General features: G+C 60.8%; 10 protein-coding genes and 1 riboswitch. Of the genes, 1 reads left to right on the top strand and 9 read right to left on the bottom strand.

The features are described 5' to 3' along the window. Nucleotides 1-41: 41 nt before the first annotated feature. Entirely contained in the window at nt 42-674 is a 633-nt protein-coding gene (gene ribB, locus JYU29_RS15520; RefSeq protein ID WP_213985756.1) for a 3,4-dihydroxy-2-butanone-4-phosphate synthase, read from the bottom strand. Between the two features lie 113 nt (nt 675-787). Further along, nucleotides 788-930: riboswitch (FMN riboswitch) on the bottom strand. 156 nt (nt 931-1,086) lie between these two features. Here ribB and JYU29_RS15525 point away from each other — a divergent pair. Continuing rightward, nucleotides 1,087-1,938, top strand: a complete 852-nt coding sequence (locus JYU29_RS15525; protein WP_213985757.1) for a transporter substrate-binding domain-containing protein — start codon at nt 1,087-1,089, stop codon at nt 1,936-1,938. Nucleotides 1,939-2,022: 84 nt separating this feature from the next. Here the strand turns inward: JYU29_RS15525 and JYU29_RS15530 are convergent, their stop codons facing one another. The 8 genes from JYU29_RS15530 to JYU29_RS15565 form a co-directional block, all read right to left on the bottom strand. After that, the gene (locus JYU29_RS15530) at nt 2,023-3,468 is read right to left on the bottom strand and encodes a M20 family metallopeptidase (RefSeq protein ID WP_213985758.1); all 1,446 of its coding nucleotides are present in this window, start codon (nt 3,466-3,468) and stop codon (nt 2,023-2,025) included. Nucleotides 3,469-3,586: 118 nt separating this feature from the next. Then, nucleotides 3,587-5,131: an ABC transporter substrate-binding protein gene (locus JYU29_RS15535; RefSeq protein WP_213985759.1), complete on the bottom strand. Its 1,545-nt coding sequence runs from the start codon at nt 5,129-5,131 to the stop codon at nt 3,587-3,589. A 26-nt stretch (nt 5,132-5,157) separates the two neighbouring features. Continuing rightward, complete coding sequence (locus tag JYU29_RS15540; RefSeq protein WP_250157521.1) at nt 5,158-6,024, bottom strand: class A beta-lactamase-related serine hydrolase; 867 nt, start codon at nt 6,022-6,024, stop codon at nt 5,158-5,160. Further along, nucleotides 6,024-7,652, bottom strand: a complete 1,629-nt coding sequence (locus JYU29_RS15545) for an ABC transporter ATP-binding protein (protein ID WP_213985866.1) — start codon at nt 7,650-7,652, stop codon at nt 6,024-6,026. Before JYU29_RS15545 ends, JYU29_RS15540 begins: the two co-directional genes overlap by 1 nt. Before the next feature lie 11 nt (nt 7,653-7,663). After that, on the bottom strand, nt 7,664-8,482 hold the full coding sequence (locus tag JYU29_RS15550) for an ABC transporter permease (RefSeq protein WP_213985760.1): 819 nt from the start codon (nt 8,480-8,482) through the stop codon (nt 7,664-7,666). Then, complete coding sequence (locus JYU29_RS15555) at nt 8,479-9,423, bottom strand: ABC transporter permease (protein WP_213985761.1); 945 nt, start codon at nt 9,421-9,423, stop codon at nt 8,479-8,481. The genes JYU29_RS15550 and JYU29_RS15555 overlap by 4 nt, the downstream gene beginning before the upstream one ends. Nucleotides 9,424-9,599: 176 nt before the next feature. Continuing rightward, nucleotides 9,600-10,508 (bottom strand): LysR family transcriptional regulator, encoded by a 909-nt coding sequence (locus tag JYU29_RS15560; RefSeq protein WP_213985762.1) that lies wholly within the window; start codon nt 10,506-10,508, stop codon nt 9,600-9,602. A 77-nt stretch (nt 10,509-10,585) separates the two neighbouring features. Continuing rightward, nucleotides 10,586-10,861: a DUF982 domain-containing protein gene (locus JYU29_RS15565; RefSeq protein WP_213985763.1), complete on the bottom strand. Its 276-nt coding sequence runs from the start codon at nt 10,859-10,861 to the stop codon at nt 10,586-10,588. Between the last annotated feature and the right edge of the window lie 243 nt (nt 10,862-11,104).

Below are 11,104 nucleotides of genomic sequence, written 5' to 3' on the forward strand. Positions count from 1 at the left end.
TCATCCTTCGACAAGCGCGCAAGTCGGATAGCTGATCAGCCTCAGGCGGCGGAACGCTTCGCCGTTTCCTGCTCGAGGCGATAGTTCACCAGATCCTTGATCGTGGCGATGATCAGCCCGTGCTGCTCGGCGAAGACTTCCAGATCGCCAAGCCGCGCCATGGTGCCGTCATCGTTTGCGATCTCGCAGATCACGCCGGCCGGGCTCTTGCCTGCCTGGCGGCAAAGATCGACGGCAGCCTCGGTGTGTCCGATGCGGCCGAGCACGCCTTGCGGATTTGCCCGCAACGGAAAGATGTGGCCGGGGCGCGCGAACTCTTCCGGCCGCGCCTTCGGATCAACGAGCGCCTTGACGGTCAGCGCGCGGTCTGCGGCCGAAATGCCCGTCGATGTGCCCGGAATGTAGTCCACGGAGACGGTGAAGGCCGTTTTCATGGATTCCGTGTTGTTCGGCACCATTAAGGCTAGGTCGAGCGCATCGAGACGCGCGCCGTCCATGGCGATGCAGATCAGGCCGCGCGCCTTGTTCATCATGAACGCGATCTTTTCAGGCGTCGCATCTTCGGCCGCAAACAGAAGATCGCCTTCGTTTTCGCGATCTTCATCGTCCACGACGATGATCATCTCGCCACGCGCGATGGCTTTGACGGCATCTTCGATTTTGGAGATAGGCATAAACAAGTCTTTCAAGGGTTAAGCCGGTGAAGGCTGTTGCATCGGCTTAACGCCGACAAAACTTTCCCTTGGGCGAACAAGCGCCACGAGTGACCTTGGTGCGGTCAACGCGGGTTTGCTCTCTTCCTTCCGGACTATGACCGTCGGCTCCGGCATCGCACCGGATCTGCTGACCTTCCCACCGGGAAGCGCTCGCGGGCTCCGGGACAAGCCCGATACCGCCGGTGGGGATTTCCGCCCCGCCCTGAGAACGGGTTGATTGTATGGCCAAACACCTGTGAACTGCAAGCCTTCATGACATTCGAACGACGGGTGCAGCAATATCTCTGCTTTCTTCATCGTGTTAAAGCGGCCCGTCGAAGCTGCTTAAACCGCTGCCGGAACCTGTTCGACAGCATCGGAGGGTATTCACATGAAGATAACCGCACTTGCCAGAACGCTGATCGTTTCAGCCTTGGCGCTGACCGCCTTTTCCGCCCATGCGCAGGAAAAGACGTGGACCAAGATCACGATCGCGACCGAAGGCGCGTTTCGTCCCTACAACTTCACCAATCCGGACGGCTCGCTGGATGGCTATGAAGTCGATCTCTACAAGGATCTTTGTGGACGCATGAAGATCGAATGCACCATGATCGCCCAGCCGTTCGACAGCATCATCCCGGCTTTGAACGCCGGCAAGTTCGATGCGATCATGGCCGGCCTGACGGCAACGCCCAAGCGCGAAGAAACCATCGACTTCTCGGTTTCCTACGGCCTCACCCCGCAGACCTTTGCGACGCTGAAGGACAGCCCGCTGGCCAAGCTGCCGCATACCGGCGAGACGCTGTACCTCGCTCAAGACGAAGCGGCGGCGCAAAAAGCGATCGACGATGTGACGGCCGCCATCGAAGGCAAGATCGTCGGCGTGCAGACCGCCTCGCTCGGTCTTTCCCTGCTCGACCGTTACTTCAAGGATGCTGTCGAGATCCAAGAATACAAGACAACCGACCAGCACGACCTCGATCTCACATCGGGCCGTGTCGATCTTGTTGTCGCGTCGCTGGCTTATCTGAAGGACGCAGCCAAGGAGCCGGGCAACGAAGACATCGTCATGACCGGCCCTTACTTCAAGGGCGGCATTCTCGGGCGCGGCGTGGCCGTCGGCCTGCGCAAGAACGAGCCGGAGCTGAAGGCGATGTTCGACGAAGCCATCGAAGCGGCGAAAGCCGATGGCACGATCAAGCGCCTATCCGAAAAGTGGTTCGGCTTCGACGTTACGCCGTAGAAAACGAACCTTGCTCTTGAAGGTCGCCGCGACGGAGACCTTCAAGAGCGCTTCCGGCCTTTCGGAAGGATCAGCCCACGGCTGTTAGTGCGTGTTCGAGCCAGGCTTGATCTCGGCCGGGATCGGGCAGACATACGGCTGACCGCCGGTTTTTTCCTTCCATTCCGCCTTTGCAGCGGCGAGGAGGTCGGGTTGCGTCATCAAGGCCAGACCGGTTGTCGCAAGCGTCTTTGCGGCATGTGCCATCGCCTTGTGTGCGCCCGCGCTCTTGCCCTGCGCCACGACCTGCCAGGTATGCGGATTGGTGCCGATCGCCCAGGTCGGCGTCCAGCACTGCGCGGTCGGCGTGACCCAGCTGACATCGCCGACATCGGTCGAACCGGCGCGGAAATGCGACTGTCCGTCGAAATCGCGAAGCCCAAGATGCAGCGGCGTCGAGCCGTCGATCTTGGCGTTGGACAGCGCGTCGCCCTTGATCTGGTAAAGCCGAATGCTGCTCTTGATCGCTTCGTCGGTAAACGTGTCCTGAATGGACTGGGCGAACGACAGGTCCGCTTCATCGAACGGCACCGGCCCGAGCGCCTTCATGTTCTGATGCATCGCCGTTTCCAGCGTGATGTTGGGCAGGAGGTTGGTGGACGCCGTGTCGAAGACGATCTCGACTTCGGTTTCCGTCATCATCGCGGCACCATGCGCCACCTTGTTGACGCGCTCGGCAAGAGCGAGCGCCTGGCTCATTTCAGGCGCGCGTACGAGATACAGCACCTCCGCCTGCGCCTGCACGACATTGGCGGCCCGTCCGCCCGTGTCGGTGATGGCGTAGTGAACGCGGCAATCCTGCGGCATGTGCTCGCGCAGAAAATTGACGCCGACATTCATCAGCTCCACCGCATCCAGCGCCGAGCGGCCGAGATGCGCCGCGTTGGACGCATGCGCGGCAACGCCCTTGAAGCGATAGAAATACTCGAGAACGGCGAGATTGTTCGTGGACCGCACCCCGTTGAAGGGTGCCGGATGCCAGGTCAGCGCCGTATCCACATCGTCGAACAAACCGGCGCGAACCATGAAGGTCTTGCCCGAGCCGCCTTCCTCGCCGGGGCAGCCGTAATAGCGCACAGTGCCGGGAAGGTTGTTTTCCTTGAGATGACGGGCAAGCGCAATCGCGCCCATCATCGAGCCGACGCCCAGAAGGTTGTGGCCACAGCCATGGCCCGTTGCGCCCGAAACCAGCGGCTTGGGTTCTGCCACGTCAGCTGCCTGGCTCATGCCTGCAAGCGCATCGAACTCGCCGAGGATCGCGATCACCGGCTTGCCGCTGCCGGCTTCGGCAATAAAGGCGGTTTCCATATCGGCCACGCCGCGGCGCACTTGGAACCCGGCGTCTTCCAACGCACTGGCCAGCGTTTCAGACGACCGCTGCTCCTGAAATTTCAGTTCGGCAAATTCCCAGATGCTGTCGCTGAGCTTACTGAAAGTCGGTTTCATCGCGTCGATGGAACGAGCGATCGACTCCACTGCTTGCTGGTTCATGCATGATCCCTAAACGTTTATTGGGAGCAAGAGCGCGCAACACCGCTGTCGCGCAGCCTTCGCCACCCCACACTGCAAATGAAAACGCGCCGAACATGGCCGGCGCGTTTCTGAACGATCAGTTTTCGAGCGAGACTTCCCAAAGCCGCGCATTCGACTGCCAGACCGGCATGCCCTTCAGCGACTTGGACGCGCCCCAGACATCCACCATGTCGTACAAGAAGATGCCCGGCATCTCCTTCAGCATGAGCTCGTGGAACTCGTCGAAGATCGCCTGACGCTTGGCCTGATCGGCCTCGGCATAGGCGGCGTTCATCAGCTCGATCGCACGTGGATTGTCCCACATCAGCGATGCGTTCTCGTCCTTGTTGCCGACATAGAAGCTGTACATCAGCACCGGATCGAGACGCGGCGCCACCGACTGCGAGATCACCTGATAGTTGCCCGAGCGGCGGCGATCGACCTGCGTCGCATAATCGAGCACCTCGATCTGCACGTTCAAGCCGATCTGCTGCATCATGGCCTGCGCCATGATCGCTGCGGGGTAGCTTGGAACGTTGCCGCGCTTGTTGGCGATGATGGAGATCGGTTCGCCATTATAGCCGGCTTCCTCCAACTCCTTCTTGGCGGCTTCGAGGTCGTAGGGAAGCCGCTTCTTCTGTGTTTCGCTGAAGTACACGGAATCCTGCGAGACCATTGAGCCATTGGGCTCGCCGGTGCCGTTGGAGGCGGCAGCCACCAGCTGGTCGAGATCGAGCGCCATGGCCATGGCGCGGCGCACGCCCGGCTTGCTCAGCACCTTGTCGCGCGTCTGGATGTAGAACAGGTTCTTGCCGTTGTTGCGCGAAACGATCAGCTGCATCTGATCGCTGTTCTCGAACTCGGGAATGAGATCCGGCGAGATCTCCGCCGTATCGAGCACGCCCGATTGCAGGCCGGCCTTTACCGTCGATGCATCTGGAATGACCATGAACTTGACGCCATCGACCAGCGGCCGCTTCGAGCCGACCATGCCGTCCGGCTTGCCGTCGTTTTCAGGTGACTGATAATCGTCGAACTTGGCGAGGCGCACATATTCCGACTTCTTCCATTCATCCCACATGAACGGACCGGTTCCGATCGGCTTGTCGAAACTTCCATCCGCCTTCACGGAATCCGGCGAAAGAATGCCGGTATAGCCGCATTCGGGTCGCGACATCAGGCCGAGAAACACGGCCGACGCCTTGCTGAGCTTGATCTCGACCGTGGAAGGATCGATCGCCTTCACGCCCGACACGGGTGCGGCACCACCTTCGGCGAAATCCTTCAAACAGGTCCACTTCGTTTCCGGATCGAGATAGCGGTTCCAGCTCCAGACCACGTCCTCGGCGGTCAGGGTCTTGCCGTTGTGAAACTTCACGCCCTCGCGCAGCTTGAACGTATAGGTCAGCTTGTCATCCGAGGCTTCGAAGCTTTGCGCCAAAAGCGGCTTCACTTCGCCGTTGTTGGTATAACCGACGAGACCTTCCACCATGTGGAGGATGACGCCATCCGTATTGCCGTCGCGGTTGACGCCGGGATTGTTGCTGCGCAGATCCGAGCTTTGCGCGATCACGAGATCGCGGGCCTGAACCGTGCCTGAGATCGCCAGCAGGGCGACGCCCGCCAAGAGAAGTTTCTTCATCGTTCTACCCTCTTTGTTGTCTTTGATCATTGAACCGGAAAGTGATCCCAACAAGCGCGCGCAATGCGGCCGATGGTTTCGAGCGACATCGTGTAGCCGGGCGTTCCATCAGGCATTTCCTGAGGCACGTCGTCGGTATAGGCGGTGACGATAAAGAATGGCGCGCCGTTTCTGTAGACGACACCGGCATCCATGCGACCACGCTTGCCGCGACCGCTTTTGCTGGCCGTCACGGTTTCGAACGGCAGCCTGGAACGCAAACCATAGCGCAGCACCTGGTTCTTCAGGACCTGCAGCGCCCATTGGCAAAGCTCTTGCGTACAGCCAAGCTTGGCCTGCGCTTCAACAGATGTCTGGGCATTGAGGATCGTTTCGAGCAGAAGCACCTGATCGGCCGCAGAGGTCGTGGTCACGCTTTGCAGCGAATGGTCGATCGGCAAAGCCAAAGGCGGGATCAGAAAGCGGTGATGCGTGTTCACCATGCCGAGCGCCTTGCAATAGTTGTCGACCTCTTCCAGCGTCAGGCGCTCGAGCACCATCTTGGTGCAGACATTGTCGCTGAGCACCATCATGCCGGTGATCGCATCGCGCAGCGAAAGCACCAAACCCGGCGTCATGAAGCGGATCATGCCGCTGGCGACTTCTTCGGCCAGCCGCTGCTCGTAGACGATGGTCTCGTCGAGATCGAGCCGGCCTTCTGAAGCTGCCTTCAGCGCTGCCATCATGATCGATGTCTTGCGCGTGCTGCCCGATGGCGTTTCCTCGTTCTCGCCCCGGCCAACGGTTTCGCCGGTCAGCAGGTTCTTGGCCATGAAGCGGGTAACGAAAGGCTGGGCGTCGCAGATCGCGTCGAGCTCTCCGCGTAGCGTTGCGAGATTGCGTTCGGTGTCCATCATGCTTCCAGGCGCCATTTGAGTTTCACGCCGCCCTGCTCGTTCACGGCAAGGGCAGGAATGGCCGAAAGAAGCCGGCGCGTGTAGGCTTCCTGCGGATTGTCGAAGATCGTGTCGCGATCACCCTGCTCGATGATCCGGCCGTCCTGCATCACCACCACACGGTCGGCGACCTGTTCCACGACGCCGAGATCGTGGCTGATGAACAGGCAGGAAAAGCCGTAGCGTTTCTGCAGATCGGAAAAGAGGTCGAGCACCTGCGCACGCACGGTCACGTCGAGCGCCGAAACAGGCTCATCTGCGATCAGGAACCGGGGCCGTCGTGCAATGGCGCGGGCGATCGCCACCCGCTGCCGCTGACCGCCGGACAGTTCATGCGGATAGCGGTCGGCGAAATCACCGCCGAGCCCGACTTCTTCCAGCACTTCGCTTGCCCGCTTGCGCTTGGCCGCGCTGTCGAGATCCGGAACCAGCCGCAGCGCTTCTTCAACCAGCGCGAGAATGGTCATGCGCGGATCGAGCGAAGAATACGGGTCCTGGAACACCATCTGGCAGTTCAGCCGATAATCGCGCCAGTCCGTCTCGCGCGAGCGGCCCTGGAACTGGATATCGCCGCTGCTTTCCTTGACCAGACCGGCGATGGCACGGCCAAGCGTGGTCTTGCCCGAACCGGAACCGCCCACAAGTGCCACGACCTCACCCTCGTGGATGTCGATCGACACGCCGTGCAGAGCACGCTTGGCCGTCGCCTTCTTAAGAAACGACTTGCGTCCGGGATAATCGACGACGATGTCCTTCGCCGAAACCATCGGCGCCTTTTTCGTGTCGACCATGCGCGGTTCGCCGCGCAGCGGCAGGGATTGCAGCAGCTTCTTCGTATAAGGATGCTGCGGCGCGTCGAGCAGGTCTTCCGTGCGGCCGGCTTCGACGATCGACCCCTTTTCCATCACCACGATGCGGCTCGTGTAACGCGCCACCATCGGCAGATCGTGGCTGATCAGGAGCACCGCCGTGCCTTCCGCCTGGGTCAGCTCGACCATCAGCTCCATGACGTCGCGCTGGATCACGGCATCGAGCGCCGTGGTCGGCTCGTCGGCGATCAGAAGCGCCGGCTTCAACAACATCACGGATGCAAGCATGATGCGCTGGCGCATGCCGCCGGAGAACTCATGCGGATAAGCCGTCAGCGCGCCTTCCGGATCGCGGATGCCGACGCGCTTCAACATGTCGAGGATACGATGACGGCGCTCTTCCGGCTGAAGCTTGGTGTGCAGGATCAGCCCTTCTTCGAGCTGACGGCCGATCGTCATTGACGGGTTGAGCGAGGTCATCGGCTCCTGAAACACGACGCCGATCTCGGCGCCGCGCAGATCGCGAAGGGCGCGTTCCGTCATGCCGAGCACATCGCGGCCCTTGTACTGGACCGCCCCCGAAGTAACGACAATCGCCTGCGGCAAAAGCCGAATGAGCGAGCGCGTCGCCAGCGTTTTGCCCGAGCCGCTTTCACCCACGATGCCGAAGATCTCGCCGGGCGCGATGTCGAAGCTGACATCCTGCACGACCTGCCGGTTGCTTCCAGCCACGGCCAGGGAAAGGCCGCGCACGGTCAGAAGCGTGTTCGTCTTCACGTCGGCGCCGCTCATTTCAGCCCTCTCATGCGTGGGTCGAGCTTGTCGCGAAGCGCATCGCCCAGAAGATTGATGCCGAGTAGGGTGAGCGCGATGCAAAGACCGGGAAAGAGGCCGAGCCACACGGCCTGCTCGAAGAACGGACGCCCGGCCGCAAGCATGTTGCCCCAGGTCGGTGCCGGAGGCGGCACGCCGAGGCCGAGAAACGACAGCGCGCTTTCCGACAGAATGGCCCAGCCGAACATGGAGGTCGCGAGAACCGTGATCGGCGCCAGGCAGTTCGGCAGGATGTGGCGCAGCATCGTGAACAACTCGCTGTTGCCCATCACCTTGGACGCCTCGATGAACTCGCGTTCGCGAAGCGACAGAACGGCACCGCGCACCACGCGCGCCATGGATGGCGTGTAGGCGATGCCGAGCGCGAAGATGATGCCGTATTGATTGGCCCCGAACACGGCGAGCAGGCCGAGCGCCAGGAGAATGCCGGGAAACGCCATCAGCGCGTTGTTGATCGCCATGATCACACCGTCGATCCAGCCGCGCGCATAGCCGCTGATCAGGCCGATGATCGTTCCGCAGATCGTTGCGAACGCCACGGTCAGCGCTCCGATCCAGATCGCGGCACGCGCGCCGACCATCAGGCGGCTGAGTACGTCGCGGCCGAACTCGTCGGTGCCAAGAAGATGCGCACCATCCGGTGCCGCCAGACGGGCGGTGAAGGACAGCTTCATCGGATCGAACGGTGTCCAGACCAGGCTGAGCAGTGCGATCACAAGCAGGATGCCGATCAGGGTGCCCCCGATCAAGCCATTGAAAGTGAGCTTTTTCATTCGGCCACCACCCGCGGATCGAACAGGGGATAAAGCAGGTCGACGACGAGATTGACCAACACGTAAGACAAGGCGACCACCAGCAAACAGGCCTGGATCACCGGATAATCACGGGCAAAGATGCTTTCCACCATCAGGCGGCCGAGGCCGGGGATCGTGAACACCGTTTCGATCACGGCAATGCCGCCGAGCAGATTGCCGAGGATCAGGCCGATCATCGTCCAGGTCGGACCAAACGCGTTCTTGAACGCATGCCGCCACAACACGGCACTTTCCGACAGACCTTTCGCGCGGGCATGGGTGATGTAATCGAGGCGCAGCACTTCGAGCGTCGATGCGCGTGCCATGCGGATCAACACGCCCATCTCGTGGATCACCAGCGTCATGACCGGCAAGATCAGGTAAAGCAGCCCGGCTGTCGCATTATCGCGGATCGACACATAGCCGAGCACCGGAAGCCAACCGAGCTTCAGGCCGAAGAACAGCATCAACAAAAGACCGAGCCAGAAGGTCGGGATCGACAAAAGCACCGTTGCGCTGCCGACAAGCGCAAGATCGGTCACGCTGTTCTGCCGCCACGCCGCGATCACGCCGGCGGGAACCGCAATCAGGCTCGCCAGAAACACAGCCACGACCACGATCTCGGCGCTGACGACGAAGCGATCAAGAACCAGCGGCAGCACGGCCTCGCCGTTGACGATGGACTGGCCGAAATCGCCATGAAGAACATTGCCCAGCCAGATCAGGAACTGCTGCGGCAGCGATTGATCGAGCCCGAGCTCGGCGCGAAGCGCTTCGATCTGCGCCGGCTGCGCCATGTCGCCAAGCATCAACTCGGCTGGATCACCGGGAATGAAGCGGATCAGGGCAAACACCGTGATCGCCACAAGGGCGATCGTGGGCAGCGCCATCAGCACGCGATTGAGGATGAACCGTAGCATATGTCCCCCGAGCTTGGTGGGCGCTGTGTTACCGGCCCAACTCTCGTCATTTTATGAGGGACTATGAAAGGTTAGACGATAACGCGCAATATTATGCGAAAACGTCATACACCTATGCGGGATAGGCGCGGCTGAAGCGCTCCTCAAAAGCAGCCGAAACCTTCCCTAAGCCGCTGTTATTGCAAAGCCTGTTGCGATCGTCGGATCTGCCGGGTCAGTGCGTCGCTGAGTGCCTGAGCCGCCATTGAGAGCGGCAGGCCAGCTGATCGGGCGATGCCGAACTGCTGCGCCGAATGGGGAAGAAAGCGGCGCCTGACCACCGGCAGATGCGGATAGAGATTCGCATAAAAGCTGCTGATGATGGCAACGCCCAGCCCATGCGCGACATAGGAACAGGCCGAACTGTTCGTGTGCGTTTCGATCTTCACCATCTGCTTGACGCCCGCCCGCTTGAACGCCTGATCGAGCACCATGCGGTTGGGACGCTGCCGACCGATCAGGATCAGCGGAACGCCGCGCAGATCCTTGACCGACACCTCTTCCAGGTCGGCGAGCGGATGGTCCCTGGGTATGACGCAAACGCTTTCGCCGCTGGCAACATGTTCCACTTCGAGATTGGGACCGGTCTGCCCTTCCATACGAAGAAAACCGATGTCGATGACGCGGTCTTCCAGCAGCTTCTGGATCGCGGTGGTTGTCTCAAAGAAGGTTTCGATCCGCACACCAGGATAGGCCTGTGCATATTCAACCAGCATGGCCGGCGCGAAATTCTCCCACATGCTGCTTGGAAGCCCGATCCGCACGATGTCCGGCCCGGCGGCGCCACTGCGGAGATCTTCTGCATGGCCGTTCATGCGCTCAACGGCGAGCAGCACGTTTTCCGCGTCACGACCGAGCAACTGCGCTTCCGGCGTCGGAATCAGCCGGCCCTTGTCGCGTGCAAACAGCGTCACTGCGAGATCGGCTTCCAACTGCTGCAGCAATCGGCTCACGCCGGACTGGCTTAAGCCCATCGACTTGGCTGCGGCAATCGTGGAGCCGGTCGCAAGCAGCGTGCGCAGCACTTCCAGCTGTCGGATATTCATAACGGCTCCATGCCACAACGTTTGAACGTCATAGCATGGGGCTTTGTTTCAGTTCTATTCCTGCTGGAGATGCTCGGTCACTTGCCCGCGTGGAGTGCCAGCGGCTGCTTGGATCCAAGGAAATCCGCCGATTGCGAAAAGGTCAAAAGCGCGCGGCGGGCTTGTTCAACGGACAAGCGACCGGCACGGGCTGCAGAACAGGTGCGGCGCGCGGCTTCATAGCTTGGACTGATCCGAACGCAGGGCCAGCCGCTGAGGAACTCGTGCATTTCGCTCAGCGTGCGAATGTCGCGCTTGGCATCGGGTCCCATCGGCAAAGGCACAGGTATGTAGAACGCGTCGGTCGTGATCATGGTTCTTCCTCCCATCCCGGCTCGATTAACACGAACAGGCACGGAGTGCGCATGTCGGCGTTAACCATCTATTTTCCGAACTGCTACTCAGCTCAAATGTTCCATGTTCAACCTCTTAAAAGAAGCAATTCGACGGGCAGGCGGTGGCAGTGCCGAGGCTTATGGTGGCGGGGTGGAGGCAACGCTTTCGTCAGCATGATCTTCCCATGCGCTTGCCCGCCGGAGCGTACGTCATATCTTGCT

Source organism: Tianweitania aestuarii (genome assembly GCF_018457165.1).
GTDB lineage: Bacteria > Pseudomonadota > Alphaproteobacteria > Rhizobiales > Rhizobiaceae > Tianweitania > Tianweitania aestuarii.

Bases quoted from the DNA above. Each gene is read 5' to 3' on its own strand.
- JYU29_RS15560 (WP_213985762.1), bottom strand. From the start codon at position 10,508: ATGAATATCCGACAGCTGGAAGTGCTGCGCACGCTGCTTGCGACCGGC.
- JYU29_RS15540 (WP_250157521.1), bottom strand. From the start codon at position 6,024: ATGGACACCGAACGCAATCTCGCAACGCTACGCGGAGAGCTCGACGCG.
- JYU29_RS15530 (WP_213985758.1), bottom strand. From the start codon at position 3,468: ATGAACCAGCAAGCAGTGGAGTCGATCGCTCGTTCCATCGACGCGATG.
- JYU29_RS15550 (WP_213985760.1), bottom strand. From the start codon at position 8,482: ATGAAAAAGCTCACTTTCAATGGCTTGATCGGGGGCACCCTGATCGGC.
- JYU29_RS15525 (WP_213985757.1), top strand. From the start codon at position 1,087: ATGAAGATAACCGCACTTGCCAGAACGCTGATCGTTTCAGCCTTGGCG.
- JYU29_RS15565 (WP_213985763.1), bottom strand. From the start codon at position 10,861: ATGATCACGACCGACGCGTTCTACATACCTGTGCCTTTGCCGATGGGA.
- JYU29_RS15535 (WP_213985759.1), bottom strand. From the start codon at position 5,131: ATGAAGAAACTTCTCTTGGCGGGCGTCGCCCTGCTGGCGATCTCAGGC.
- ribB (WP_213985756.1), bottom strand. From the start codon at position 674: ATGCCTATCTCCAAAATCGAAGATGCCGTCAAAGCCATCGCGCGTGGC.
- JYU29_RS15555 (WP_213985761.1), bottom strand. From the start codon at position 9,423: ATGCTACGGTTCATCCTCAATCGCGTGCTGATGGCGCTGCCCACGATC.